Annotated in this window: 21 protein-coding genes and 3 pseudogenes; 12 read left to right on the top strand and 12 right to left on the bottom strand. The window is 59.1% G+C overall.

What is annotated here, in order from left to right; translation table 11 throughout:
- The first annotated feature begins 74 nt into the window (after positions 1–74).
- The 3 genes from K6M89_RS25890 to K6M89_RS25880 are packed head-to-tail and all read left to right on the top strand — an operon-like array spanning position 75 to position 3020.
- Positions 75–1253 (top strand): DSD1 family PLP-dependent enzyme, encoded by a 1179-nt coding sequence (locus tag K6M89_RS25890; RefSeq protein ID WP_222141479.1) that lies wholly within the window; start codon positions 75–77, stop codon positions 1251–1253.
- Positions 1253–1678 carry a RidA family protein gene (locus tag K6M89_RS25885; RefSeq protein WP_222141478.1) on the top strand — a complete coding sequence of 142 codons (426 nt, stop codon included), beginning with the start codon at positions 1253–1255 and terminating at the stop codon, positions 1676–1678. The genes K6M89_RS25890 and K6M89_RS25885 overlap by 1 nt, the downstream gene beginning before the upstream one ends.
- Before the next feature lie 19 nt (positions 1679–1697).
- Positions 1698–3020 (top strand): NAD(P)/FAD-dependent oxidoreductase, encoded by a 1323-nt coding sequence (locus K6M89_RS25880; RefSeq protein WP_222141477.1) that lies wholly within the window; start codon positions 1698–1700, stop codon positions 3018–3020.
- A gap of 36 nt (positions 3021–3056) precedes the next feature.
- Here the strand turns inward: K6M89_RS25880 and K6M89_RS25875 are convergent.
- From K6M89_RS25875 to K6M89_RS25855, 5 genes and pseudogenes are all read right to left on the bottom strand, one after another.
- A pseudogene (locus tag K6M89_RS25875) lies at positions 3057–3307 on the bottom strand (FAD-dependent oxidoreductase); the annotation flags it as partial.
- A 154-nt stretch (positions 3308–3461) separates the two neighbouring features.
- The gene (locus K6M89_RS25870; protein WP_097584403.1) at positions 3462–3941 is read right to left on the bottom strand and encodes an Lrp/AsnC family transcriptional regulator; all 480 of its coding nucleotides are present in this window, start codon (positions 3939–3941) and stop codon (positions 3462–3464) included.
- Positions 3942–4000: 59 nt separating this feature from the next.
- Positions 4001–5335 (bottom strand): aspartate aminotransferase family protein, encoded by a 1335-nt coding sequence (locus K6M89_RS25865; RefSeq protein ID WP_222141476.1) that lies wholly within the window; start codon positions 5333–5335, stop codon positions 4001–4003.
- A gap of 102 nt (positions 5336–5437) precedes the next feature.
- Positions 5438–6574 carry a phosphotransferase enzyme family protein gene (locus tag K6M89_RS25860; protein ID WP_246642688.1) on the bottom strand — a complete coding sequence of 379 codons (1137 nt, stop codon included), beginning with the start codon at positions 6572–6574 and terminating at the stop codon, positions 5438–5440.
- 226 nt (positions 6575–6800) lie between these two features.
- The gene (locus K6M89_RS25855) at positions 6801–7469 is read right to left on the bottom strand and encodes a haloacid dehalogenase type II (RefSeq protein WP_222141475.1); all 669 of its coding nucleotides are present in this window, start codon (positions 7467–7469) and stop codon (positions 6801–6803) included.
- 562 nt (positions 7470–8031) lie between these two features.
- On the opposite strand from K6M89_RS25855, the gene K6M89_RS25850 reads away from it, so the two are divergent.
- The 3 genes from K6M89_RS25850 (at position 8032) to K6M89_RS25840 (ending at position 11582) form a co-directional block, all read left to right on the top strand.
- Positions 8032–9027 carry an ornithine cyclodeaminase family protein gene (locus K6M89_RS25850; RefSeq protein WP_222141474.1) on the top strand — a complete coding sequence of 332 codons (996 nt, stop codon included), beginning with the start codon at positions 8032–8034 and terminating at the stop codon, positions 9025–9027.
- Positions 9028–9031: 4 nt separating this feature from the next.
- Entirely contained in the window at positions 9032–10003 is a 972-nt protein-coding gene (locus K6M89_RS25845) for a threonine/serine dehydratase family protein (protein ID WP_222141473.1), read from the top strand.
- 151 nt (positions 10004–10154) lie between these two features.
- Entirely contained in the window at positions 10155–11582 is a 1428-nt protein-coding gene (locus K6M89_RS25840; RefSeq protein ID WP_222141472.1) for an aldehyde dehydrogenase family protein, read from the top strand.
- 396 nt (positions 11583–11978) lie between these two features.
- Here K6M89_RS25840 and K6M89_RS25835 read toward each other — a convergent pair whose 3' ends face one another.
- Positions 11979–12668 carry a haloacid dehalogenase type II gene (locus K6M89_RS25835; RefSeq protein WP_097584393.1) on the bottom strand — a complete coding sequence of 230 codons (690 nt, stop codon included), beginning with the start codon at positions 12666–12668 and terminating at the stop codon, positions 11979–11981.
- 484 nt (positions 12669–13152) lie between these two features.
- On the opposite strand from K6M89_RS25835, the gene K6M89_RS25830 reads away from it, so the two are divergent.
- The 5 genes from K6M89_RS25830 to K6M89_RS25810 all read left to right on the top strand — a co-directional run bounded on the left by K6M89_RS25830 (position 13153) and on the right by K6M89_RS25810 (position 18409).
- Entirely contained in the window at positions 13153–14229 is a 1077-nt protein-coding gene (locus tag K6M89_RS25830) for a phosphotransferase (RefSeq protein WP_222141471.1), read from the top strand.
- Positions 14230–14237: 8 nt separating this feature from the next.
- Positions 14238–15608, top strand: a complete 1371-nt coding sequence (locus K6M89_RS25825) for an aspartate aminotransferase family protein (RefSeq protein WP_222141470.1) — start codon at positions 14238–14240, stop codon at positions 15606–15608.
- Between the two features lie 145 nt (positions 15609–15753).
- Positions 15754–16395, top strand: coding sequence for a GntR family transcriptional regulator (locus K6M89_RS25820; RefSeq protein WP_246642687.1), 642 nt, complete (start codon positions 15754–15756; stop codon positions 16393–16395).
- A gap of 148 nt (positions 16396–16543) precedes the next feature.
- Positions 16544–17617, top strand: coding sequence for a tartrate dehydrogenase (locus tag K6M89_RS25815; protein ID WP_222141468.1), 1074 nt, complete (start codon positions 16544–16546; stop codon positions 17615–17617).
- 279 nt (positions 17618–17896) lie between these two features.
- Positions 17897–18409, top strand: a complete 513-nt coding sequence (locus K6M89_RS25810; RefSeq protein ID WP_222141505.1) for an Lrp/AsnC family transcriptional regulator — start codon at positions 17897–17899, stop codon at positions 18407–18409.
- Between the two features lie 439 nt (positions 18410–18848).
- On the opposite strand, the gene K6M89_RS25805 is transcribed toward K6M89_RS25810, so the two are convergent.
- From K6M89_RS25805 to ltaE, 6 genes and pseudogenes are all read right to left on the bottom strand, one after another.
- A complete protein-coding gene (locus tag K6M89_RS25805; protein WP_222141467.1) occupies positions 18849–19697 on the bottom strand; it encodes a GNAT family N-acetyltransferase in 849 nt (282 codons plus the stop codon).
- A gap of 230 nt (positions 19698–19927) precedes the next feature.
- Entirely contained in the window at positions 19928–20281 is a 354-nt protein-coding gene (locus tag K6M89_RS25800; protein ID WP_183919678.1) for a cupin domain-containing protein, read from the bottom strand.
- A 109-nt stretch (positions 20282–20390) separates the two neighbouring features.
- The gene (locus K6M89_RS25795; protein ID WP_222141466.1) at positions 20391–21893 is read right to left on the bottom strand and encodes an NAD-dependent succinate-semialdehyde dehydrogenase; all 1503 of its coding nucleotides are present in this window, start codon (positions 21891–21893) and stop codon (positions 20391–20393) included.
- 111 nt (positions 21894–22004) lie between these two features.
- Positions 22005–22422, bottom strand: a pseudogene (locus tag K6M89_RS25790) (ATP-binding cassette domain-containing protein); the annotation flags it as partial.
- 122 nt (positions 22423–22544) lie between these two features.
- Positions 22545–23535 (bottom strand): annotated as a pseudogene (locus K6M89_RS25785) (threonine dehydratase).
- A 308-nt stretch (positions 23536–23843) separates the two neighbouring features.
- The gene (gene ltaE, locus K6M89_RS25780) at positions 23844–24881 is read right to left on the bottom strand and encodes a low-specificity L-threonine aldolase (protein ID WP_222141465.1); all 1038 of its coding nucleotides are present in this window, start codon (positions 24879–24881) and stop codon (positions 23844–23846) included.
- Positions 24882–25315: 434 nt separating this feature from the next.
- Between ltaE and K6M89_RS25775 the strand changes: the two genes are divergently transcribed.
- A complete protein-coding gene (locus K6M89_RS25775) occupies positions 25316–26200 on the top strand; it encodes a LysR substrate-binding domain-containing protein (RefSeq protein ID WP_222141464.1) in 885 nt (294 codons plus the stop codon).
- Positions 26201–26217: the final 17 nt, after the last annotated feature.

The raw sequence follows: 26217 nt of genomic DNA, 5'->3' as shown, positions 1-26217 counted from the left end.
AACCTTCACCGACCATTAATTGCTATCTTTACGGATTGGCGACAAGGTGAATTTCGAATTTGGAGACCAGACACATGGATCTAGCGACGTTCGACCCCTCCGCACGCTTGGCGGCCGCGACTACTCTTGAGGCGTTAGAAACGCCCTGCCTGGTTCTGGATGCGGACCGGATGGACCGAAATATCACGCGGCTTAGGAACCGGCTCGATGGTCTGGGCGTGTCGCTACGACCGCATCTGAAGACGGCAAAGTCGATTGACGTCGCGCGGCGGGTCATGATTGCCCCTGAAGGGCCTGCGACAATCTCCACGCTGAAGGAAGCTGAGCAATTCGCGACCCATGGTCTTCGCGACATGATCTATGCGGTCGGCATCGCCCCGGCAAAGCTCGCGCGCGTCGTCGAACTGCGCGCCAAGGGCGTCGACATCGTCGTCATACTGGATACCGTCGAGCAGGCGCTCGCGGTTGCCGAGGCATCCAGAAAGTCCGGAATGCGGATTCCAGCCATGATCGAGATCGATTGCGACGGCCACCGCTCGGGTGTTGTGCCCGCCAATCACGCCCGGTTGCTGGAGATCGGGCAGGCGCTGGCGGCAGGTGCGGAGTTGCGTGGCGTTCTGACTCATGCCGGCGACAGCTACAAGGGTGGGGGGGCCGAGGCACAGCAGCGCTATGCGGAAGCCGAGCGAGCGGCCGTTGTGGGAGCGGCGCAACTTCTGCGCGGTGCCGGGCTACCCTGCCCCGTCGTCAGCGTCGGTTCGACGCCGACGGCCCATCACGCGCAGGATCTTACTGGAGTGACCGAAGTCCGTGCAGGCGTGTTCGTATTCTTCGATCTCGTGATGGCGGGGATCGGAGTCTGCCAGGTCGACGACATTGCGCTCAGCGTTCTTGCAACGGTGATCGGGCATCAGCGGGAAAAAGGCTGGATCATAACCGATGCGGGATGGATGTCGCTGTCGCGGGATCGTGGCACGAGCAAACAAGCCGTCGACCAGGGATATGGCCTCGTCTGTAACATCCAAGGCGACATCTATCGTGACATCATCGTTGCCGATGCCAACCAGGAGCATGGCATTATCGCCGTCCGGCCCGGGTCGGACGCTCGCCTGCCCGATCTGAGGGTCGGAGACCGCGTGCGGATCCTGCCGAACCATGCCTGTGCGACGGCGGCGCAGCACCAAGCCTATCATCTTGTCCAAGGTCAGTCGCACGCCGTTGAGGCCTGCTGGCCACGCTTCGGAGGCTGGTGATGTTACACTTGACAACCGTAAATACCGATAGTGCGCCCAGCCCTGCAGGTCATTATGTCCAGGCGAAGCTAGCCGGTCAGCATCTCTATATATCGGGGCAGCTCCCGATCCGACCCGATGGAGCGCCCCTTCCCGACGATAGTTTCGCTGGGCAGGCCGGACAGGCCATCGACAACATGCTGGCGGTCCTGGAAGCCGCAGGCGCTACCCCGAGCGATCTCGTCAGGGTGACGGCCTATATCGTCGGCGTCGTCAATTGGCCCGGCTTCAACCAGGTCTATGCGGCACGGCTGGGAGAGGCGCGCCCGGCGCGCACCGTGGTTCCAGTGGCCGAGCTCCACTACGGCTATCTTGTCGAAGTCGACGCGATCGCCGTGCTCCCGCCTGATGCCACTGCCCGGCAAGCAGCAAACAGCTCCAACTAATCAGTTCAGGTCAGCCTCGATGTCACCACTCATCAAACGTATAGAGAGCGATCAAGAGCTACCCGCCAAGGCGGACGTCGTCGTCATCGGCGGCGGCATCGTCGGGGCCTCGGCGGCATTTTTTCTCGCGGAGCGAGGGCGCTCGGTTGCTTTGGTCGAGAAGGGCTATATCGGCGGTGAGCAGTCCAGCAGAAACTGGGGCTGGTGCCGCCGGCAGAACCGGGATCAGCGCGAACTGCCACTCTCGGGAATTTCCATGCAGGCGTGGGAACAGTTTGCCGCCAAAATCGACGAGGACGTCGGCTTCCGCCGATGCGGTCTGTTCTACGCCACGGACAATCCTAAGCAGCTTGCGGAATGGGAACAATGGCTTGACATCGCCCGGCAATTCGATGTCAACACCAAGATGCTAACTGCCCACGAAGCGCACGACCGAATTCCGGCACAAGGCCGCCGCTGGCTCGGCGGCGTCTATTCAGTCGATGATGGCAAAGGCGAACCGGCCATTGCCGCGCCGACGATCGCGAGCGGCGCCCGCAAATTTGGCGCGACCATCCACCAGGAGTGTGCAGCACGAGGCCTCGATATCGTCAATGGTGCAGTTGCTGGAGTGGTCACCGAAAAAGGTATCATCAGGTCGCAGACCGTTCTGAACGCCGGCGGTGCATGGGCTTCGATGTTCTGCCGCCAGTACGGCGTGCAGTTCCCGCAGGCAAGCGTGCGCCAGACTGCAATTCGGACGCGCCCTACAGCCAGTCTCGGCGAGGCGATCTATACGCCAGAGTGCTCGCTGACCCGCAGATTGGATGGCAGTTATACGCTTGCGATCAGCGGCAGGGCGACACTGGATATCACGCCGCAAGGTATCCGATATGCACGCTGGTTCATGCCGATGTTTCTGAAGCGACTGAAAGCGGTTCAGATCGGCGTCGGCAGATCTATGTTCCATGGACCCGAAGCGCTGGCGAGCTGGACCAAGGATACCATGTCACCGTTCGAGCGGATGCGGGTTCTCGACCCCAGGCCCAGCCGCCGGACGATCGCGGCCATTCTCAAGGGCGTCACCGAGCAGTTTCCGGCGCTTAAAGGTGTCGAAATCGCAGACAGTTGGGGCGCGTATGTGGACTGCACACCTGACGCGGTGCCGGTCATCTCGGCGTCCGATCACGTGAAGGGCCTTTATCTGGCGGCCGGCGGCTCCGGCCACGGCTTCGGCATTGGCCCAGGCATCGGTCGCTTGGCCGCGGACCTTGTTGCTAACGACAAACCTTGCGTTGATCCCACACCCTTCCGCCTGTCGCGCTTCTTCGACGGCTCTAAAGTTGAGGTAGGCGCACTCTGATCGTCGCGCAAAGCCAGGAACCTCGGGCAAGAACTCCTAGGCGAAACTGTCCAGCATCTTTTGATAGATGCCGACCAGCGGCAGGAAACTCGGCGTTCCAAAGTGGCCTGGAACGGCCGGCCATTCAAGCCTCTTCATCGGATTGCAGTCGGGGCGACCGAGGATTGCGTCGGCAATCAGCATTCCGAGATGGGTTGAAAGCTGGGCGCCATGGTCGGCATAGCCCATCGCGTACCAGACGCCGTCGGCACGCCGGAACTGTCCTTAGTTATGTTGACGAGCGCCCCAGCAAGTCGATGATCACTGTGATGTCATAGTGGCCCTCGACAGGCCCCTCCGCGGCCCCGACAAAAACCGGGGCGGTATCGTGTCAGTAGGAGAAGAACTTCATTGCGGCGCGCCTTGTTCTCGAGTTAGATCGCCCGGAGATGGGCGAGGAGGTCAACCGGGTTGAAATAGCTTCGTCAGCGGCAGTTGCATCTTGCGGATCGGCGACTTCAGCACGACGTAGCTAAAATACTTGTCAATCCCGACGTCCAGCTCGATCAGCCGCTCCATGATCTCCTGATATTCGCCGATCCCCGTCGTCACGAATTTCAAGAGATAATCGTACCCGCCCGATATCACATGGCACTCGATGAGTTGCTCGATCTTCTCAATAGCAGCAAGGAAGCGTGCAAAATCGGTTTGCCGATGGTTCTTCAGCGTAACCTCGGTAAACACCGTTAGCGCCTGCCCAAGCTTGGCGATATTGATGAGCGCCGTGTAGCCTTCGATATAGCCCTCCGACTGGAGCTTTTTCAGTCGCATGAGGCAGGGGCTCGGCGACAGGTTGACCATCTCCGCAAGCTCAACATTCGTCATCCGGCCATTCTGCTGGAGAACATGCAGGATCTTGATGTCGATCCGATCTAACTTCATGGATATCGCTTTCGCTGATGAAGATAGCGCGTGCCATTCGGGCGGCGAGGCAGCTGATGTCACACCGGCGCGGCGGCTTTTTTTAGCGCATTTTCGATGGCTTCGAGGAATCGGTCCACATGCTCCGCCTGGCACACGAGCGGAGGACGAACTTTAAGTGTATCCTCGTTGGCGCCCGTCGTACTGATTAGAACGCCATCATCGCGCAGCAGGTTTACGATCTCCAGTGCCATGGCGCGTCGACCGGCCGCCCCCGTTCCGTCCAGCCCGATGTCAATGCCGAAGAACAGGCCGGCATTTCGAACACCGCGAACACCAGGATGCCGTATGGCAAGGTGCTCCAATCCCGCCCTCAGGCGCTCACCCATGACATGCGCATGCTCCTTGATCCGGTCTCGATACAAGATGGTCAGGACGGCATCAGCTGCCGCGATCCCGACCGTATTGCCCCCGAAGGTGTTTGAATAACGGGCGGCAGCGCCAAAGCGATCCATCGATGCCTTGCGGCCAACAACCGCGCCGATGGGAAATCCATTGCCCATCGGCTTGCCGAGAGTGACGAGGTCCGGAACGACTTCGTGCAGCTCAAAACCCCACATGTTTTTGCCCGTCCGCCCAAAGCCTGGCTGAACTTCATCGGCAACCACAAGACCACCCACCTCCCGGACCGCTTTGACCCCTCCCGCAATGAAGCCAGGCGGGTCCACCCATACGCCGTCGCTGGAGAAAATGCTGTCAAAGAGCAGGGCTGCTACGCCAATGCCACGTCGATTCAAATCGGCGATGGCCGAACGGACCTGTTCTTCAAAGAATGCCGCAGCTTGTTTCTCGGAGACGCCGGCAGGCCCGTGCAGCGACACCATCCGGACGGCAGGACTAAGCTTGACGGCGTCGCCCAAATTGGGCGACACCATCGCCGTGGCCGCGCTTGTGCCGTGATAGGCATGAGAAGTGACGATCACGCCCTCGCAGCCGCTAACCAATCTGGCGATGCGGAGCGCCAGATCATTCGATTCGCTGCCCGTGCAAGTAAACACAACGCGGTTCAGCTCCTGAGGAAACGTGCCGACAAGCCGTTCTGCATAATCGACAAGCCTCGGTTCGAGATAACGCGTGTTTGCGCTAATTCGGCTGGCTTGTTCCGCCATCGCGGCGTTTACTTCTGGATTACAATGCCCGAGAGAAGGCACGTTGTTATAAAAGTCCAGATAACGACGTCCGTCGGGATCGTAGAGCCACATGCCCTCGCCGCGAACGAAATGCACGGGTCGGCGGTATTGGAGCCTGTAAGAGCTCCCAAGTACGTTGTCCCGGCGCGCGATAAGCTCAGTTTCGCGCAGTGGAATCGTGGCCTCACCAGGGGTAAAGCGGTTGGGCATGAGATCTGTGGACATAGCTTTGATCCTGTAAGTTTCATCCGCGAGAAGGCGCGAGTTGTCGTTCTGACTGCCAAGGCGACTGACGAAAAGCTTGGGTCGTCTCCCGGCGACGCCGGCTCAAGCCACCGCACGCAGCACAGCGAGCTCTGCCTCTTCGACCCCGAGCGACGATAGAATCGAGAGCCCGCGTTCGGCGCGGCCCACGTTCTTCTTGATATAGGCTGCCTCTGCCGGAAACAGTCTGGCTCGCCAGTAGTTGATCAGGATGAGCGCGCTTTGCCGCGCCTTTATCAGCCCGACGAGCAGCTTTGCCTCGAGCGCGGAAAGCGGAAGCACCGACGCATAACCCGAGATGAGATCTTCTGCGCCTCCGAGAGCCAAAGACGGGTCTGTCACCACCAGGCTTGCCGCAATCGCCAGATCCTGAATTCGTGGTCCCCAGCAGCCGTCCCCAAAATCTATGAACGCGACACTATGATCGGTGAGGAGTGTGTTGAACGGGCTGGGATCATTGTGCGTGACTTGCCATGCTACCTCGCGCAATTGCGGCTCGACAGACTCGACATAATTGTTCATGGCAAGATGCACGGATGCCGCGACAGGCTCTGAAGGCAAATGCTCCTCCAGTCCCATGAGCCTCGACCAGCACCCGACATGCCAAAGAACTGGACGGTGGATCGCGGGCAAGCTCAACGGCTCGAGCGCCAAACTGAGCCTGGCGAGCGCTTTGCCGACCTTGTAAAGGACGTCCCGAGTTGCGGTTACCTGGTGCAACGGCGTCCCTGAAAGTCGGGTCTGCAGATAGCCGCAAACCTTCTCCTCTTCGAACATCAACCTAGCATCATTGGTACGCACGATATGAGGAGCTGCAAAACCGGAAGCGCCCTCCAGTCCGGCAAGGGCCGCAACCTGGAAGCGGAAACTGTCTCTTCCTTCGGGCCGTGTTGACGTTTTGAAGATCAACTGGTCGCCGGTCAACAGCTTGACCTCCGCGGTACACTCAGCCTCCGAGGAGAGAACGCTGATCGCTCCCGTTACACCGTAGTGGCGCAGTAGCAACTCGGACAGCGGTATTCCGGCAGAGCTCGGCTTTGTCGCCAGAATAGCTGCAGCGTCCTCAAAATATGCTTTAGTGAACGGCTCCCGGACGGATGGGCTGTCGTCGAGATGACGCGCACTGCCGTCTGAAACCGCATCATTAGAGGCACCCACGACTAAAACCCTCGCACTGTTGAATTCGGGCGGCTTGCTCATCCGAAGCGATCGTCGCTTGACATCCAGTGCGGCGATCGATCCCGATGGGGGTCGGGCATTTGCTGCTGAAGCACGATTGTCTCGCTCCGGGCACCGAAAATTCTTGCCCGTGAGTGAATGTATTTCGCACCGCCGAACGGCGGAACTGCGACGCCCCCGATCCACGGCAAACCGCGACTGGTTATTGGTCCGGCGGGATCGGGATTCTCAAATCTGTCTGGGCACCTTAAAGTCCGACGACGCCGGGCAATCCGGAGATGCCCGCGATTTCAGTATATCCGTAATAGGGATTGGCCGGCTCGTGACCGCGATTGACCCAAACCTTGTTTTTGATCCCGAGGTCATGTGCGGACATCAGATCGTAGCGGAACGAGGAGGAGCAATGCAGGATGTTCTCCGGGCCGCAACCCAGCATATCGAGCATATATTCGAACGCCCGGAAGTGCGGCTTGTAGGCGCCGGCCTGTTCGGCGGTGTAGACGGCGTGGAAAGGCGCGCCGAGCTTCTCGACGTTGGACATGATCTGCGAGTTCATCGCATTTGACAGAATGACCAGTGGAATTTCCTTGGCCACCTTGGCAAGACCCGCCGGAACGTCTGGATGCGGCCCCCAAGTGGGAACGCGGTTGTAAACCATGTGCGCGTCTTCGTCCTTGAAGTGGATGCCGTTGCGTTTGCAGGTCCTTGCCAATGCGTTATGGACCACTTCCGCATAAGGCTTCCAGTCGGCCATGACTTCATCAAGGCGGTATGCGGAAAAATCCGCGATGAACTGCAGCATTTTCTGCTCGCTCATTCGGTCGCCGTAAAGATCGCGGGCGGCCTCCGCCATCTGGAAGTTGATGAGCGTGCCATGGCAGTCGAAAGTGATGTATTTCGGCCGGAAAGTAGTCATGGGCTTCGTCCTTGCTTTGCAGGGGAATGTTTAAGTTATGACCAATCATAGCCCGGCACTCACATCTGAATTGCTCGGAGATTGCCGAACATCAGCACAAAATGCTGGAGGGAAACATCATTTGTCCTTGTGAGTGCTGGGTCAAAGTGATCCGCGGTCCGGATGGCAGACGCAGACAGGTAGGCCCAGTCAACCCGCCATGCCGGAAACGAAGCGCCCTGCGAAGTAGAGGCTTGCATTGCGAGATTTCGCGTAGCGGAAAGGATCCGATCCTTGGAAGCTCGTCATTCGGCACCTTACGCGACAGCGAGGAAGATCGACTGAGTCAGCTCCCAATCATTCGCCTATGTTAGGATTGGAGTGGCGTGATAGTTCCAGCACTCCGCCCAAGCTCCAAAGGGCACCTGCCGGTACTCTCTACCAAAATTGCCGTGCGATATAAAACAATCTGCCAGGGGTTCCACGAATAAGGTCAATAGACTTACAGCAGGCTTGATACGATCAGCGCAGGTCGGGTCGTAATGCGCCGACACATCCAATGAATTGAACAGAGAGGTCACGCATGGAAACGCTGCTGCTCAAGAAGAATGAGGTAGCGCGGCTTATCGGCATGACGGAAGTCATCACCGCGGTCGAAGAGGCTTACAAGGCCTTCAGCAGCAATCAGGTGGAACAGCCCGACTATATCGGAATTCATCTGCCCTCCCTGCGTGGCGAGATCGACTTCAAACTTGGCTACCACAAAGTCGCTGAAATAATCTCCATGAAGGCGCATTCCGGAGGGTTCGCGAACAACCCGGTAGAACACGGCGTGCCGAACAGCATGGGCACCATTCTCCTGTTTGATGCCAGGAGCTGTGCGTTGATTTGCATCATGGATGGAAGCTTGATCACCGGCCTCAGAACCGGAGCGGCGGGAGCCGTCTCCGTCAAGGCACTGGCCAGAAAGAACGCCAGGACGATCGGGTCGATCGGCACAGGCAATCAGGCAAGAATGCAAATCCGGGCGATCAACGAGATCATGACGATCGAAGAGATCTACGCCTGGGACAGCACCTACCAAACAAGTTCCAAGTACAAGGCGGATATCGAGCGAGAATTCGGCATTCCCGTCACCGTCGCAAGCTCGAAGAAGGAGGCAGTCGGGCGGGCCGACATTTTGATCACGACGACCCGAGGAAAAGGGTCGCTTGTAGAAGCGGATTGGGTGAAGCCCGGTACGCACATCGTTGCGATCGGCACGGATCAGCGCGGCAAACAGGAGCTGGATCCGGAGCTTTTCCGAAACGCCAAAATCATCGTCGACTCTCTTTCGCAATGCGCGGCAAAGGGCGAGACCTGGCACCCGCTGGATAAAAACATCATTACCAAGGACGACATCCACGGTGAAATCGGCGAGGTATTATTGGGGAGGAAGCCGGGACGAGAAAGTGATGCCGAAATCACCATTTTTGACTCCACCGGGATGGCCATTCAAGACAATACGACCGCCAGCAAAATTTATCGCAATGCTGTAGCCAATAATGTCGGCACTTTCTTCCCGTTTTTTGAGGCATGACACCATGCGCAACTATCCGACCATTCAGGACATCCGTGAAGCTCGGCAGCGGCTACAGCCGCACGTCAGACACACGCCGCTACTGCGTGCAGACAAAATCGAGAAAGCGGCTGGTTGTCAGCTCTACCTCAAGCCGGAAACCCTTCAGATCACTGGCGCATTCAAGATCCGCGGCGCCCTGAACAAGGCTCTCTCGCTTCCCCGAGAAGAAATCGAAAACGGGATCATTGCGACCTCGTCGGGCAATCACGCCCAGGCGCTTGCTTACGCAGCCAAGATGCTCGGCGTAAAAGTGATATTGGTGCTGCCGGTCACCACGCCAAAAATCAAGATCGCCAATACAGAAGCCCTTGGCGCGGAAGTCATTCTTTTTGATGGTGATAATGCTGCTCGATGGAGAAAAGTCTACGAGATCGCGGACGGACACAATTATGCGGTCATTCACGGCTTCGAGGACCCCGTCGTAATGGCTGGTCAGGGAACGATCGGGTGTGAGATCCTCGAAGACTTGGAAGATGTGGATACGGTCATCGTACCCCTGGGCGGTGGAGGGCTGATCTCGGGCATCGCCACTGCGATTAAGGAAACCAAGCCATCGGTGCGCGTTATCGCGGCAGAGCCTGCCTTGACGCCGAAATATTTCTACAGCCGGAAAAACAAGGAGCGCACCTCGCTTCCGTTAAAGAACACGATCGCGGATGGTCTGAGGTTAAGCGTTCCGGGTCAAAATCCGTACCCGATTATCGAAAAATATGTCGACGAGATTGTTCTTGTTGAAGACGAACACATCATTGCCGGAATGCGTGCCCTCGCCAAGGATGCGAAATTGATCGCGGAACCAGCCGCCTCCATCGGCATAGGAGCACTGCTGGCCGGCGGCATAGACGTCAAGCCAGATGAAAAAGTGTGTGCGGTCTTGTCTGGCGGTAATTGGGATCTAAGCGACCTTGCCGAGATTTACAATCTGGCGCCGTGATCGGCCTCAGCTTCGGTCAGTACACACTCCGATCGCCGTTCGACGTCTCCGATTCTCATATCCTCTCCCACAAATGCAAACAGTTGCGACCGCGGGACGGATCGGAATTTCACTCGGCAAAGAGGATAAGAGCCATTCAAGGGAGCCACCAATGAACCACGCCCACAGCTTTTATATCGACGGGGAGTGGGTCGAGCCGTCCGTATCGAAAACACTTGAGGTCATCGATCCCTCGACGGAGCAGCCGATCGGTACGATCGCACTCGGCAGTGCCGCCGACGCGGAAAAGGCGGTCGCGGCTGCGCGGCGGGCCTTTGCCTCCTTCTCGCAGACGTCCAATGGCGAGCGCATCGAACTGCTGAAGCGAATTGTAACGATCCTGAAGCGCCGCAATGACGAGCTCGGCGACATCATCTCGCGGGAAATGGGCGCGCCGCTCGCCATGGCCCGGGCCGAGCAGGCCGGCATCGGCGCTACCCATTTCGAACAGGCGATCAAGGCCCTCGAGACCTTTGCCTTCGACTACATGCAGGGGACCACCTGCATCATGCACGAGCCGATCGGGGTGGTTGCGATGATCACGCCGTGGAACTGGCCGATCAACCAGATCGCCTGCAAGGTCGCTCCAGCGCTCGCCACAGGGTGCGCCATGGTCCTGAAGCCCTCGGAGATCGCTCCCTTCAACGCCGTCATCTTCGCCGAGATCATGGATGAGGCCGGCGTGCCGAAGGGGGTGTTCAACCTCGTTCAGGGGGACGGGCCTACGGTTGGTGCGGCGCTGGCCAGCCACCCGGATGTGGATATGGTGTCCTTCACCGGGTCGACGCGCGCCGGCATTGCCGTGGCGCAGGCGGCGGCACCGACCGTCAAGCGGGTGCATCAGGAGCTTGGCGGCAAGTCGCCGAACATCATCCTGCGCAGCGCCGACTTCTCAGCCGCGGTCGCCGCCGGCGTACGCCGTTGCTTCGGCAACTCCGGCCAGACCTGTACCGCGCCAACGCGGATGCTGGTGCCCATCGAGCGAATGGACGAAGCAAGCTCGATCGCTGAAAGGGAAGCGGCTGCGCTGGTTGTCGGCCCCGCATCTGACCCTCGCACCAACCTCGGACCAGTCGCAAGCGCCGCCCAGTTTGACAAGATCCAGGTGTTGATCGAACGCGGCATCGCAGAAGGAGCGGAGCTCGTCGCCGGCGGCCCTGGTCGCCCTGCGCATCTCAATTCCGGCTATTACGTGCGCCCGACAGTGTTTGCGCGCGTCACCAATCAGATGACGATTGCGCGGGAGGAAATCTTCGGCCCGGTGCTGTCGATCATCGGCTATGACAGTGAGGATGAAGCGATCGCGATCGCCAACGATACGCCCTACGGTCTAGCGGCCTACATTCAGGGCGATCCGAAGGAAGCGCGTGCGCTCGCAGGCAGGCTGCGCGCCGGTAGCGTCCGCCTCAACAGCGCCGCCTGGGACAGTGCCGCCCCTTTCGGCGGCTACAAGCAATCCGGCAACGGTCGGGAATACGGCAAGTTCGGACTGCACGAGTTTACCGAGATCAAGGGCATAGCCGGTTTTTCGAACGAGTGAATGGTCACAGTGCGGTGTAGCCGTTTCGGATGCCTGCGCAAGATGCTGTGAACACAGTCAAACGGGAGATCCCAGGAAACAGGCCGAGCGGGGTCGAAGTTCAGTGTCACCTCAGGCCACGTCTTCACTCATGAAGAGGAAGACTAGCCGACCCGTGCAATTTCGAACTCGCCGATCAAACGCGGAAGCGGACAGCGATAGCGACTCGCAACAAACGCCTGCTAAGTCCCACGTGCCGTTGCGTTAAGCTCGGATCATACCGTCGTCTCTAAGGCCAGCAGGTCACGCGTGCGGTTGGGTCCCCGAAAGCCGATGCCTGCTCTCCTTCAGACTAAAGAGAAGGGGCGAACGGACCGCCCCGATCCATCGTCGTCACAGCGCCTGAGCCCTGACTTTTCAGGCGCGCTTGAGGGCTGGCTCCAGGCCAACGGCGGCCGCTAGCCCGCCGATATCCTTGATCTCGGTGTATTCGTAATAGGGATTGGCGGGCTCATGGCCGCGGTTGACCCAGACCTTGCTCTTGATGCCCAGGTCATAGGCGGTCATCAGGTCGTAGCGGAAGGATGAGGAGACATGAGTAATGTCTTCCGGTCCGCAGCCGAGCTTGTCGAGCATGTATTCGAAGCCCTTCATCAGAGGTTTGTATGCCCCGACTTCTTCTGCCGTGATTACCATATGGACGGGTGCGCCCAACTTTTCCACGTTCGACATGATCAGGCTGTTCATGGAGTTCGACAGGATGACCAGCGGAATTTCCTTCGCCACTTTGGACAGGCCAGCCGGAACGTCCGGGTGCGGACCCCAGGTTGGCACCTCATCATAGATGCGTTGCGCGTCTTCGGGTTTGAACGGGATGCCAATGCGTTTGCAACTGCGTTCGATTGAATTGTGAACCACTTCAACGAACGGTTTCCATGGGCCCAGCACCTCGTCGAGGCGATAGCCCCTGAAAGCCTCGACGAAGGCTGACATCGCTTCAGGGGAGAGGCGCTCGCCGTAGACGCGTCGCGCTGCGCCGGCCATGTCGAAATTGGTGAGCGTGCCGTAGCAGTCGAAGGTCACGTACTTCGGTCGAAATTGAGTCATCGCGTGTATTCCTTCCAATTTTCATGGCACGGTGTGCCTATCCAAGGTCATTTGGCGGGGATGCCGCCTGTCTAAAGAGGTCGCGGTCCCGACGGACCCCCAATGCGGACGCGGCAGGTACCTTTGGGAATCTGGTCAATTTCCTCTGCCTTTTCAGATGCCGGGCCAATCCACCAAAGCGGATCAATCCGACGTGTTCGCTGCATTCCGACCAGTGGGAGCACACTTGCATATCTTTCCTGCAATGGCAACTGATTGTCCAACAATTTTTGCATCTTCGGCCCCTGAAGTTTCTCGGCGACGGGTGCCACTCGCCACCAAAACAGCCATCAACGCATTGTAAATGTGTCTTTTTATTGATTAAGCTTGAAATCATCAGAAAAGCTGAGCTTGATCCCATTCGTCGTCGAAATAAAATTGTTGTACAAAAACTGAAGTATGAGATACTGAAGTCATCGAACTGCCCTTCCGAGGCGGGACAGGAATGAGTTTGAAGATGGGTTACAAGCATCAATGCGGGCCAGCCCGCGTCCCTGAGCTTTCCGAGGCGTGCCATACCGTGGGCACTGCGGAAGCCGAACGAATTGCCGAGCGGCTATATGGCACGCGCGGCTCGGCAACGCGCTTTGAAACAGAAAAGGACGACACGTTCCTCCTCGACTGCGCCGCCCAGGGGAAGTTTGTATTGAAAATCGCTCATCCTTCTGAGCGGATCGAGGAACTCGATTTCCAGGTGTCGCTGATGCGTCATTTGGAGCAGCGAGCCCCTGATCTACCAATTCCCCGCACATTTCGCGATGTCGACGGGGCGGATTTGCCGACCGTCACTACGAGTGGCGGCGAGCGGCGAGTCGCGCGCCTTATTACCTTCCTTGCCGGCACCCCGCTCGACCGGACTTCCTGCACAGCTCCACAGCGCGAACGGATCGGCGAAATCCTAGCAAAACTGCGTCATTCCATGGCCGATTTCTCGCACCCCGCAGATGACCGGACGGTGGCATGGGACGTCACCCATCTGCTCGACCTCACCGATCTATTGAGCTTCATCCCTGAGGGCGGCAAGCGGGCCTGGACCGTCCGTGCGCTCGAGCGGTTTGCCGAAATCAAGCCGAAGCTCGATCTGTGCCGGCGGCAAGTGCTCCACAACGACTTCAATACGTCGAACCTGGTCGTCGATCACACCAATCCACAGTTCCTGACCGGCGTCATCGACTTCGGCGATGCGGTTCGTACCGCTATCGCCGTCGATGTCTCCACGGCGTTGATGAACCAGATGCCAAAAACATTCGACCATGGGAACCGGCGAGACCTGTTCGACGAAGCGCGCGACGTTCTGCGCGGTTATCTCCGCCATGCCGAGCTGACGGATGAGGAGCTCCGGCTCATTCCCTTCCTGTCGATGGGCCGCCTTGCGGTTCGTGCGCTGCTGACATGCTGGCGCGCAGAGATCTTCCCCGAGAATAGCCGCTATATTCTACGCAATACAGAAGCCGGCTGGGCCCACCTCGAGTGGTTCCACTCAATTTCGACCGCGCAGATTTCCGATCTTCTGACACGATAGGAACAGCAATGTCCAAACAAGCGACTACCCTGCCCAAGGGCTTCCGTGGCGACATGCCGAATGGCTTCAACCCTCAGGACACCTCTCATCTCACAAGTGAAGATCTGGCACATGTCGCCAGGCGGCAAAGGCTGCTCGGGCCTGCTTATCGGCTCTTCTACAAGTCGCCGGTTGAGATCTCCCGTGCGAAGGGCGTCTTCCTCTATGACAAGCACGGCAACGAATATCTCGACGCCTACAACAACGTGGTGTCGCTGGGTCACTCGCATCCGCGTGTGGTCGAGGCGATCCAGAAGCAGCTCGAGGTACTCTGTACCCACACGCGTTACATGCAGGAGCCGCTGCTGGACTATGCCGAAGCCCTGATCAATACGTTCGGTGGCGAACTCGGTCGGACCGGATGCGCGATGTTCACCTGCACGGGCTCGGAAGCCAACGATCTCGCCTTGCGGATCGCGCGTTACCACACACGCAAAACCGGCGTCATCGTCACGGCGGAAGCCTATCACGGCAACAGCGGCGCGGTGGCGGCAATCTCTCCGTCACTCGGCAGGAAGTCGGCTTTGGATCCCTATCTTCGCACGGTCGCCGCGCCGGATTCCTATCGCCTGCCCGTCGAGGAAATCGGCCGGCGGATGGCGGAGGATGTCGCGCGGCAGATCACCGACATGGAGCGGCATGGCGGCGGCTTCGCGGCCTTCATCGCCGATTCCGTCTTCTCCTCCGATGGTCTCTACGTTGATCCGACGGACGTATTAGCGCCGGTGGCGGAAGTTGTGCGCAAGGCTGGCGGCCTGTTCATTGCCGACGAGGTGCAATCCGGATTCGGGCGGACCGGCACCCATCTTTGGGGCCACAGCCGTCACAAGGTCGATCCGGACATCGTCACAATGGGCAAACCCATGGGCAACGGCTATCCTGTTGCCGGCGTGGTGCTGCGGCCCGAACTCGTTGCCGAATTCGGATCCAGCATGCGCTACTTCAATACGTTTGGCGGCAACTCCGTCGCTATCGCCGCAGCAAGAGCCGTGCTCGACACTATCCTCGAGGAAGGCCTGTTGGACAATGCCGTCAAGGTCGGCGGCGAAATCCTCGACGGCCTCCGGAGCCTGCAGAAAAAATACGATTTTGTCGGCGATGTTCGTGGGGCCGGCCTCTATTTCGCCGTCGAACTCGTTACGGACAGGGACCGGAAAACACCCGACATGGACCGAGCGCTTGCGGCGGTCAATGCCCTGCGCGACAGGCGCATCCTCATTTCCGCGACGGGAGCGGACGCACATATCCTGAAGATCAGGCCCCCGCTCATCTTCACATCAGCCAACGCGGCGCGTTTGCTCGAAGGCGTCGACGAGGCGCTTCGGTCCGTGCAGATCTAGGACCCGTCAGCATGCGGGGCGGAGGTACGATATCATCTCCCTTGCCCTGCGCCGCCGCATGTGGCGTAGGTATACGACATAAACAACGAGCAAAGCCAGAGCCATGCCGTCGCTACCCACCAAGAACCGAGCCGAAGATCCAGAGATGAACGTCGAGCCTTTGCCCGCCAGCGCAGTGGAGGTCCTGACTCACGCCTTGCGACGGCGAATCTTGTCGGGGGACTTCCAACCGGGCGAGTTCCTACGCGACGTGAAGATGTGCGAAGAGCATTCGACCTCGCGGCACACGTTCCGTACAGCAGCCCAGGTGCTCGTCACGCAAGGTCTGTTGCGTCAGATACCGAACCGGGGCTTTGTGGTGCCCGAATTCGGGCCAGACGATATTGTGGATATCACGCGGGTGCGCGGCGCCATTGAAGGCGAGGCCATACGTCTGATCGTGCTGACCGGCATTATCCCGTCTCAGGCGCTGGAGGCTGTCGATGTCATGCACAGGTCGACGCTGTCCTCCGACAGATCCCTGCTGGTTGCTGCGGACCGCGACTTCCACCGAGCGATCATCGCCTCCAGCGGTAGCCCTCGGCTCAAGCGGACCTATTCGGACCTTGAGGGCGAGATCGAGCTTCTTCTCGCACAGCGGCAGGATTTCTACTCCACCGCTGAAGAAATGGCGGAAGAACACGAGCGGCTCATCAACAGCTTGAGGAGCCGTCACTACGATACGGCGCGGGATGCATTCCAGGAGCATTGGGAAGATCTCCAGATCAAATTGCTCGATCAACGTTGACCAGCGCTCGCTGGGAATGTGACGTTTCGGAAAAGACCGCCTCTCGGGCGGCGCTGAGGATGCCGGCGACGCGGGTTCGGCGCCGATCGCATGCCCTGTTACGGTCGCCGGCAATCAACTTGACCCAATAACGCTGCGGAGAAATTTTATGCGTGAATACTCCATCGCAACCATACCCGCCGACGGCATCGGACCTGAGGTGATCGCTGCTGGCCAGACTGTTCTTTCAAACCTGGAGATGCGACTCGGCGACGTAAAATTCACCTTCCAAAATTTCAACTGGGGATCTGGATACTACAAGAAATATGGTGTGATGATGCCGTCGGACGGGCTGGAGCAGCTCAAGACATTCGACGCTATCTATTTCGGCGCGGTCGGAGCACCGGATGTTCCCGACCATGTTACCCTGTGGGGGCTCAGATTGCCGATCTGCCAGGGCTTCGACCACTACGCCAATGTCCGGCCAACCAGGATCCTGCCTGGCATAACTTCGCCGCTGCGCAATTGCGGTATCGGCGATCTCGACTGGATGATTGTGCGGGAGAACTCCGAAGGTGAATATTCTGGCCATGGCGGCCGCGCTCACCGCGGCCTGCCCGAAGAGGTCGGCACCGAGGTCGCCATCTTCACCCGCGTCGGCGTCACCCGCATCATGCGCTACGCCTTCAGATTGGCCCAATCCCGGCCGCGCAAGTTACTTACCGTCGTTACGAAGTCCAATGCCCAGCGGCACGGCATGGTCAAGTGGGACGATATCGCTTGCGAGGTGGCGGCGGAATTCCCTGAGGTTACGTGGGACAAGATGCTGGTCGATGCCATGACGGTCCGGATGACGCTCAAGCCGCAGAGCCTGGATACCATCGTAGCAACGAACCTTCACGCCGACATCCTTTCCGATCTCGCTGGTGCTCTTGCCGGTAGTTTGGGAGTTGCACCGACGGCGAACATCGATCCGGAGCATCGCTTTCCCTCGATGTTCGAGCCGATCCACGGCTCCGCCTTCGACATTGCCGGCAAGGGCATCGCTAACCCGGTTGCCGCATTCTGGACTGCTGCCCAGATGCTCGACCACCTCGGCGAGCGGGAAGCCTCGGTCCGCCTGATGCGCGCTGTCGAGCGGGTGACCGGCGCCGGAATCCTTACTCCCGACGTGGGCGGCTCAGCCACCACCCGGGAGGTTACCGAGGCCGTCTGCGACGCGATCCACTCTTCGAATTTCTAGCGACACGTTGGCCGACGATGACTTGGAACGATCACAAAGCAAGGAAGCCATTTCGCCGGATCGTGGGGCGCTGTATTGGCCGGGGTCGACCCCGCATTGATCGCCCGCGGCATCTGCCGCGCCGCCAAAAGGCAGATGTGTCGTGATCGGCGCCGCAAAGACATCCGCCGGCAGCCTCGGGCACGTGTGAACGGAAGTGCGACCAAGGCCTCGTGGTCAATGGCCCAGCTAAGCGACGTCACCCACGTCCGCGCAATCCTCATCAGCGGGAAAGAGCCAATGAAACTCGATCGAATTGACGTCAAGATACTGAACGCATTGCAGACAAATGGCCGAATGTCGAATGTCGAGCTTTCGGAAATGGTCAACCTCTCGCCAAGTCCCTGTTTGTTGCGCGTAAGAAAGCTGGAGGCGAAGGGCTATATCCAGGGCTACTCTGCGCAGATCAATATCGCAAAACTGGGCCAGACGCTGACGGTGTTCACGGAAATCACGCTGAAAAACCACCGTCAACTGGACTTCGCGAGATTTATCAGCGCCATCGAGAAGGTCGATCAGGTCATCGAGTGCCATTTGGTTTCGGGAGGCTACGACTATCTCGTAAAATTTGTCACCACCGGAATCGACGAGTACCAGACGATCATGGAGCAGCTCCTCGATTTGGAGATCGGCATTGACAAGTACTTCACCTACGTCGTCTTGAAATCGCCCCTGATCAAAGTGCATGTGCCGCTTGCAAACCTGCTCCAGCGTCCAAGCCTCGACGGCCGGCAACTCGTGCCGCTGGAATGATGATAGACGACAACTGAAGAAGAGGTCATGGGTGCCTGCCATTTCGAGGCGGCGGAGCCGTGGATGCTGCGAGAGTGGGAGCACCTGCTCAAGGCTGCTGCGTGGTCGACAGCAAAGCAGAGGGGAAAACGTCAACGCAGACTCACATCCGGCAAGCTCTCCGAGCGCTGCGGCGATGCCGTGGGGGACAGCCAGCATTGCATCTAAGGAGCCGCCCGTCATAATGGGAGTCCCTGTTGACAGGCAGCATATACGTAAAGGCCGATGAAAAAGGAATTTGCGGGTCTTGTCTGGTGGGAATCAGGATAATCGACCCTTGCCGGAATTTTTGGTGCATCTTCGTGATCGCCACGCGCGCGGGCGCCTTTGGGGCGAGACGCTTTTTCCCAGCGGCAGCCAGATCTGACCAATGTCGCCGGGTCGCACTTCGGATTTCACGTTAGCCGATGGCTTGGCTCGCAAGGCAGAAAGTTTGAACGGCCGGTGTATCAGATCGAACCGCCGCGCCGCGAACCATCGCAACGACGGTCCCCCCGCGAGGCAGTCCCCAGTCTTCGAGCGGTGATGAGAGGCCGGTCTGTTCAGGGATGTCGACTCTTACAATGCGACCTTCCTTGCCCGAGAGGATGAAGGCAAGCAAGTCCCTCGCCTGTTCCGAGTTTTCCGCAACGACGGGCCCGACGACTTCACCCTTTCCGAACAATCGCGTTGCCGCAAATGCGACGATACGATCACCTCTCCGGATGGCGGCGAAACTCCCCTCCCTTGCCAAGGCATTGTATACCGCGTCACGGTCGGCCCCGAATGCCATACGATCAAGCGCTTTGATTGCCGGCAGCGCGCCAGGATCGATCCACTCAACATTCTCAGGAGCATCGACCTGACCGGCAATGCCTTGATGACGGAGGATTTGGTGCGTCGCGACGAATCCGAGTTTTTCATATAGAGGCAAGCCGTCATTCGTCGCCGTCAATCGGCATTCACGCCCACCAGCGAGTTCCAACACGGCGGTGGTCAATTTTCTTCCTACCCCCCGGCCACGCTGGCTTTCGTCGACAATAATCATGTTAATGGCAGAGCAGGTGTCGCCGAAGGGAGTCATGAGGGCGGTACCCACAACCCGGCCGCCGGCGAGCGCAACGCGTCCTTCGCTCAGAGACCGTATCATTTCCCAGTCTTCCCTCCTGTGCGCCCAACCCACTGCACGCGACAGCGCGAGGGCTCCGCCCACATGATGAGCCCCGAAAGGCGCAAGAACGATCGATTCCGTTTGCATGAGTTCATCCATTCGTGGGTCTACTGCTCGCCATTGATAAGAGCGAAGGATCTATGAAGCCGCGGCGGAGAAGCGAGACTCCTGGCCGTACCGGACGACACGGATATACAAGCCGAGTAAAGAGCGACGGACAAACCGCCCATCAAAAATCTCGGCGACCGAAACGGCTTGCCAGCCGCCTCGCCCCGTCCCGCCTGCAGATGCGAAGATGCACGTAATAGCGGCATCGTTTGCTCGAATGATCAGGTGACGGTGACGAAAATCTTCCGCACCGTCTCGATCGTCTTCCAGACCCCGACGTAGCCCGGCTTCATCACGAAGCTGTCGCCGGCGCGATAAATGACCGGGTCCTTGTCCTTCTCCGTCAGTTCGATCACACCGTGTACGAGATGGCAAAATTCGAAGGTTTCGCCCTTGATGGAGTGCGTTTCACCGGGCGTCGCCTCGAAAACACCGGTATTGACCTTGCCGTCCTTGGCGGTGTCCTGCAGCCAGGTCTTGAAAGCGGGGCTGCCCGAAATGAGGCGATCCGGCTCGGCAGTTCTATGCTTCGGCTCGAAGGATGGATCCGGGTCGATGGTTTTCAGTAGGGACATTCATCTCTCCTATTCTTGCTACATATACCCGCGTCATTGTTCCGTGTTCGGAGCCTGCCTGACGTCGGCACCTGATCGCCAACCAGTAACCGGCGTTGCTCGCAACGACCTACCAGGTGACAGCGATGTACTTCGTTTCCAGGTATTCGAGCATGCCGTGATGGCTGCCTTCGCGCCCGAGGCCACTCTGCTTCATGCCGCCGAACGGCGCCGCAGCGTCGGAAACGACACCGCGGTTAATCCCGACCATGCCGCTTTCCAGCCTGCCGGCGACCGCAAGCACACGCTTGAGGTCTCGGCTGAAGATATAGGATACAAGCCCATATTCGGTGTCGTTGGCCAGATCGACGACCTCGTCCTCGGTATCAAACACAATCACCGGCGCAACCGGACCGAAGATTTCTTCGCGAAGAATCTCGGCGTCCGGAGAGACATTGGCGAGAACGGTTGGCAAATAATAGAAACCCTCGCCGCTCAACCTGCTACCGCCTGTCACCAGCCGGGCTCCCTTGGCGATCGCATCGTCTACCAGGCGCTCCACCTTGGCAACCGCGGCATCGGTGATCAGTGGTCCAAGCTGCGTATCCGGTGCCAGTCCCGGCCCGACGTTGAGCGCTGCCATCTCCTCCGCGAAGCGGCGTATAAAGTCAGCAGAAATTCCCTTTTGGACGTAGAAGCGGTTTGCGGCCGTGCAAGCCTCACCGCCGTTGCGCATCTTTGCAACCATTGCGCCGGCGACCGCCGTTTCAAGGTCGGCATCGTCGAATACGATGAAAGGCGCGTTGCCGCCCAATTCCATTGAGCAACTGACGACCTGGTCCGCGGCCTCGCGCAATAGTATCCTGCCAACGCCTGTCGAGCCGGTGAACGACAGCTTCCGGACCCGCTTGTCATGCAGCATTGCGCTGACCACAGGACCGGCTTTTTTCGTGGAAACGATGTTGACCACTCCGGCAGGAACACCTGCCTGCCGCATCAGTTCTCCAATGGCGAGCGCCGTCAGAGGCGTCTCGGCTGCCGGCTTCAGGATGCAAGTGCAGCCTGCAGCCAATGCCGGGGCAATTTTTCGGGTGGCCATCGCTGCCGGGAAATTCCAGGGCGTTACCAATACGGCGATACCAATTGGCTCATGGCTGACGATGATCTGGTTTGCGCCCGAAGGCGCTGATCCAAATTCACCGGGAGCCCTAACGGCCTCCTCGGCATACCAACGGAAAAACTCGGCCGCGTAGGCGACCTCCGATCTCGCGTCGGGAAGCGCCTTGCCGTTTTCCACCGTGATCAGTTGCGCCAACCACTCTGCTTGTTCGAGAAGGAGGTGAAAACACTTCATCAGGACATCTGCGCGCCGCCGCGGCGACGTTGCCCTCCAAGCCGCAGCCGCCTTTTCTGCCGCGTCGACGGCCGCCATTGCATCCGGGATGTCGCCGTCACAAACTGTGGCGATTGCTTCCGCAGTTGAAGGATCGATCACATCGAAGGTCCGGCCACCTTTTGCCGAAAGCCATTCGCCGCCGATGAACAGTTGCGTGGGAGCTTCGCATGCTACAGACGCCTGCGAAGGCGCACGGCTTGCTTCAAGTGTCGGAGTTGCTTTCACGTTCACCACCATTCGCTACCAATCAGGATTTTGTGCGATCAATATAGAATTGGTTTAGCGATTGGTGTCAATATAGATCAAATTGGTCTCGCGGAATTTTTTCGATCTTCCGAAATCCCGGTGCCCTGTAATCAGCGACTGCGCCATTTGCAAGCGCTTGCGCTGACCGCCGGAAAGCTGATGCGGACTGCGATGCTCGAAACCTTTTAGCCTCGACTTTCGCGAGCCATCTCATCGACCGCTTGCGACGTTCGGCAGCGCCGACCGAACTCCACGTTCTGATCGCGGTCTTCCACGGAAGCAATGCATCCTGGAACAAGTAATCGATGTCGTTCTGGATCCCGCGCACCGGCTGACCATCGATGGAAACGATGCCACTTGCAGCTTTCAGGAGGCCGGCGATCGCATTGAGTATGGTGCTCTTGCCGCATACGGTGGGTCCGACGATAGCGAGGAACTCGCCATCGGAGACACTGAGATCGACATCCTGGACAGCCACATAGGCGCCGAAGGACATGGTGAGTGAGTCGATGGAAACCATCGGCTTTGCCTGGCTGGGATTGTACGCCGGGGGTGCGGTTTTCTCCGGCCGCCGAAAGGTTATTCGAAATTGATCAGCCTATGGGCAGTAATCGCTGCCTTAAGCTCTCGTGCCGCCTACTGTCACTTGCTTACCGTCGCCGCCGGTGGTGTCTCCCCACCCAGTACTTTCTGGAAGACCTCGGCGTCCACATTTGCGCCGCTCAAGATAAGGCCGACTTTTCTGCCGCGCATGGCAGAGGCTTCCTTAAGCATCGCCGCAAGCGACGCGGCGCCGGCACCCTCGGCGACATTGTGGGTCGCGCGGTAGATGAGGCGTATCGCTTCGGCAACCTCCTCGTCGCTGACGGCGACGATCCGCGAGGCGCCCTTCGAGTAGATCGCGAAAGCTTCTTCGACGGGAATGCGTACGGCCACGCCGTCGGCGAACGTCAGCGCCGTTTCGGTTTCGATCAGCCGTCCGGCCTCGAAGGAGAGCTTCGCGGCCGGCGCGTGCGTCGAAACTACGCCGATCACTTCCGTCTTCAGGCCCAGGGCCTCGCGCGCGGCGATGACGCCGCAAATCCCCGAGCCGCAGCCAATGGGCACACTAGACCGCATCGAGATCGGGCACTGCGGTGAAGAGTTCCAACCCATAGCTTGAGACACCCCGGACAATTTCTTCGTGAAAGGGCGGTACCAGAAATAGGCCGGTTTCGGCGGCAAGTCGCCGAGCTTCGGTACGGGCCTCGTCGAAGTCGCGGCCGTACTCGATGACCTCGGCGCCAAAAGCCCGCATGGCTGCGTTCTTCTCGACCGAATTTCCGTGCGGGACAACGATCTTGGCGGCAAGACCGGCTGCCCGCGCGGCACGGGCCTGGCTCTGGCCATGATTCCCGCGCGTTGCCGTGACTATTCCCCTGGCCGAACCCCCGCTGCGGCGGAGCCAATCCATAAAGGTGATTCCGCCGCGGACCTTGAAAGCGCCGGCCGGCGTATGATTCTCGTGCTTGATCTAGACCACGGCCCCTGCCATTTCCGAGATCTGCGGCCACACGTATTGCGGTGTAGGTGACATATGCCGGTAGACGAGTGCGGCGGCTTCCTCTAGGTCCTTGCGTGCGAACAGATGCATGCCTTGCTTCCTTGCTTGTTCGACGCGTAACCAGCGTCGTTTACCAGTCCAATAACGTGGCGAAGGTCCCTGCCACCTACCGCATCTCCACCAAGCCCCACTTACAATATCGGCGCTTCTTCAGGTAAATATGGGAAGCGCCCCTGCCTTGGCAGTCTTTCCGCCAGTTCCGACCGCCCATCCGGTCTGCACGCTCTCCTGCTCCCCGTCAGACCGGCGCAGTCATTGGGCTGTGACGGCGCAAGGGCTGTTTGGTGCGGCAGTGGCGCTTGTTATTCTGACGATCAATTGTGGATCGATGACGCCTCTCATGTCCGGCCCTCAGTGATCTCGCGCACTGCCGCGATGGCCTCGTCGACAGCGGCACGGTTGACATCGAGATGGGTGACCCAGCGCATTCGCCCACCGGGCCAGAAACTCGCCGCGATGCCGAGTTCACGTAGCGCCTCGGACAGCCGGGTCGCCAGATCGGTCGAGAGCTCGACAAAGACCACGTTTGATTGCGGCGGGGTCACCTTCAGCCCCTCAATTCCCGCAAATGCTTGCGCGAGCACCCGAGCATTGGCGTGGTCCTCGACCAGCCGCTCGACGTGATGGTCGAGCGCGTACAGCCCAGCCGCTGCAATTATCCCTGCCTGCCGCATTCCGCCGCCGAGCATCTTGCGCCACCGGCGCGCACGGGCGATCAATGGGGCATCGCCGACTAGCACTGATCCGAGCGGCGCCCCCAGCCCCTTTGAAAGGCACAGCGACACGCTATCGAAGCCCTCTGCCAGGGACCCTACATCAACGCCGAGCGCCTCAGCCGCGTTGAACAGCCGCGCACCATCGAGATGGGTGGCGAGCTTCCGCTCCCGCGCAAATTCGACGACCTCGGCCAGATGATCGCGCGGCAGGACCCGCCCGGCGAACGTGTTCTCGATGCTGACCAGTCGCGTGATCGCAAAATGCGGATCATCGTCCTTCACCGCGGCGTGAAGCTCCTCGATGGGGATCGTGCCATCGGCGCGCACCGGCAATGGCTGCGGCTGGACCGAGCCCAGCACCGCAGCGCCTCCGGCTTCCCACAGATAGGTGTGAGCTCCGGTTGCGCAGAGAAATTCCTCGCCGCGCTGGCAATGGCTCATGATCGCAGCGAGATTGGACATGGTGCCGGTTGGCACAAACAGTCCCGCTTCCTTGCCGAAGAGTGCGGCAAGTCGGGCCTCGAGCGCCTTGACCGTGGGGTCGTCACCAAGGACATCGTCGCCCACCTCGGCGGCCGCCATTACCGCGCGCATCTGCGCGGTTGGACGGGTAACCGTATCAGAGCGGAAGTCCAGGCGGATAGCAGCATTGGCTTGCATGATCGAGACCCTATCGATTTGGCTGTATCGGTCATACTAGCGAAAGGATAGGCTCGGACTATCGATATAAACTGACGGATTATGGTGATAATGGATCACCAATCATGCGATCTAGCCGCGTCGCGTCATCGACGCCATATCAATGTGGGGTTGCAACTGCCTTTGACCACCGCCTGCGACATCGAACTTTGGTTCGATCTTTCGCGGCCTATCTGCAAGCGGCTGCCGCCCTGTGACGCCACATAAGCTGCATCGTTTTCACATCATGCGGCTACCCTCTTCGATGGAGACAACGTGCGAAACGTTGCCGTCCTGTCCTACTCTGCAAATTCGAGGAGCCGCGCTTCACAAGAGCGCCCGCCTCGACTGTTCCTTCATACTTCGGAGATGGAAATTGATATGATTTCAAACATACCGGTGATAGTTTGTCACCAATGAAGCGTTCGGACATTCCATCCCTCGATGACCTGCGTGCCTTTGAGGTCGTTGCACGCCTTGGTTCCGTGCGTGCGGCTGCGGCTGAGTTGAATTTGACGCACGGTGCTGTCAGCCGGCGCGTTTCGAAACTTTCCGAACACCTCGACATTCGTTTGCTGGAAGTTGATGGGCGTGGCCTAAGGCTGACGGAAGAGGGTTCACGGCTCGCGCAGGCGACGACAGACGCTTTGTCCCTCGTTTCGGCGGCGCTGGAGGATATCCGTAAAGTCGATCTGTCACCGCCGATCGTCGTTTCATGCGAACGATCCGTCGCCATGAGATGGTTGATCCCGCGCCTCTCGGAATTTCAGGATCGCCATCCCGAAATCGACTTTCATCTTTCTGTCGGTGGTGGGGGTTTCGATTTCGCGCGCGACCGTATCACCCTTGCGATCCGCAGGCTGGATTTCGCGATCGATGCGAATTGGCAGGTCGAACGCTTGATCGAGGAGGAAGTCGGTCCTGTCATGCATCCTGCCATGACGGATCGGTTTGCTGCCGGCGATTATGTCGCGCTTGCTGCAAAGACCCGACCGGATGGATGGCAGAAGTGGTCCGCGGCCCATCCGGACGCGCCGAAGGCGCGCTCGACTCGCTTTCTTGACCATCATTTCCTGATGGTGGAGGCCGCAGCCAGCGGCCTTGGTGTGGCCATGTGCCCAAAGATCATTGCCATTGACGATATCCGCAAAGGCCGCCTGACCGCACCATTCGGCTTTCACCCTGATGGTTCACATTACGGCGTTATTCGTTCGGCACTGGCGAAGAGGACGGCTGGAATCGATCAATTCGTGTCTTGGCTTCTCGCCACCATCCAAGAAGATTTTCATGCTGCGTCATGAGGTCGGCGGCAAGGAGC

This window comes from Rhizobium croatiense (assembly GCF_019793465.1).
Classification (GTDB): Bacteria; Pseudomonadota; Alphaproteobacteria; order Rhizobiales; family Rhizobiaceae; genus Rhizobium; species Rhizobium croatiense.
Note: the sequence above shows the minus strand (reverse complement) of the source record. Positions and strands in the feature narration are given on the sequence as shown.

Excerpts from the sequence above, each read along its gene's own strand:
- K6M89_RS25890 (WP_222141479.1), top strand. The coding sequence starts at position 75 with ATGGATCTAGCGACGTTCGACCCCTCCGCACGCTTGGCGGCCGCGACT.
- K6M89_RS25885 (WP_222141478.1), top strand. The coding sequence starts at position 1,253 with ATGTTACACTTGACAACCGTAAATACCGATAGTGCGCCCAGCCCTGCA.
- K6M89_RS25880 (WP_222141477.1), top strand. The coding sequence starts at position 1,698 with ATGTCACCACTCATCAAACGTATAGAGAGCGATCAAGAGCTACCCGCC.
- K6M89_RS25870 (WP_097584403.1), bottom strand. The coding sequence starts at position 3,941 with ATGAAGTTAGATCGGATCGACATCAAGATCCTGCATGTTCTCCAGCAG.
- K6M89_RS25865 (WP_222141476.1), bottom strand. The coding sequence starts at position 5,335 with ATGTCCACAGATCTCATGCCCAACCGCTTTACCCCTGGTGAGGCCACG.
- K6M89_RS25860 (WP_246642688.1), bottom strand. The coding sequence starts at position 6,574 with ATGAGCAAGCCGCCCGAATTCAACAGTGCGAGGGTTTTAGTCGTGGGT.
- K6M89_RS25855 (WP_222141475.1), bottom strand. The coding sequence starts at position 7,469 with ATGACTACTTTCCGGCCGAAATACATCACTTTCGACTGCCATGGCACG.
- K6M89_RS25850 (WP_222141474.1), top strand. The coding sequence starts at position 8,032 with ATGGAAACGCTGCTGCTCAAGAAGAATGAGGTAGCGCGGCTTATCGGC.
- K6M89_RS25845 (WP_222141473.1), top strand. The coding sequence starts at position 9,032 with ATGCGCAACTATCCGACCATTCAGGACATCCGTGAAGCTCGGCAGCGG.
- K6M89_RS25840 (WP_222141472.1), top strand. The coding sequence starts at position 10,155 with ATGAACCACGCCCACAGCTTTTATATCGACGGGGAGTGGGTCGAGCCG.
- K6M89_RS25835 (WP_097584393.1), bottom strand. The coding sequence starts at position 12,668 with ATGACTCAATTTCGACCGAAGTACGTGACCTTCGACTGCTACGGCACG.
- K6M89_RS25830 (WP_222141471.1), top strand. The coding sequence starts at position 13,153 with ATGAGTTTGAAGATGGGTTACAAGCATCAATGCGGGCCAGCCCGCGTC.
- K6M89_RS25825 (WP_222141470.1), top strand. The coding sequence starts at position 14,238 with ATGTCCAAACAAGCGACTACCCTGCCCAAGGGCTTCCGTGGCGACATG.
- K6M89_RS25820 (WP_246642687.1), top strand. The coding sequence starts at position 15,754 with ATGAACGTCGAGCCTTTGCCCGCCAGCGCAGTGGAGGTCCTGACTCAC.
- K6M89_RS25815 (WP_222141468.1), top strand. The coding sequence starts at position 16,544 with ATGCGTGAATACTCCATCGCAACCATACCCGCCGACGGCATCGGACCT.
- K6M89_RS25810 (WP_222141505.1), top strand. The coding sequence starts at position 17,897 with ATGAAACTCGATCGAATTGACGTCAAGATACTGAACGCATTGCAGACA.
- K6M89_RS25805 (WP_222141467.1), bottom strand. The coding sequence starts at position 19,697 with ATGGATGAACTCATGCAAACGGAATCGATCGTTCTTGCGCCTTTCGGG.
- K6M89_RS25800 (WP_183919678.1), bottom strand. The coding sequence starts at position 20,281 with ATGTCCCTACTGAAAACCATCGACCCGGATCCATCCTTCGAGCCGAAG.
- K6M89_RS25795 (WP_222141466.1), bottom strand. The coding sequence starts at position 21,893 with ATGGTGGTGAACGTGAAAGCAACTCCGACACTTGAAGCAAGCCGTGCG.
- ltaE (WP_222141465.1), bottom strand. The coding sequence starts at position 24,881 with ATGCAAGCCAATGCTGCTATCCGCCTGGACTTCCGCTCTGATACGGTT.
- K6M89_RS25775 (WP_222141464.1), top strand. The coding sequence starts at position 25,316 with ATGAAGCGTTCGGACATTCCATCCCTCGATGACCTGCGTGCCTTTGAG.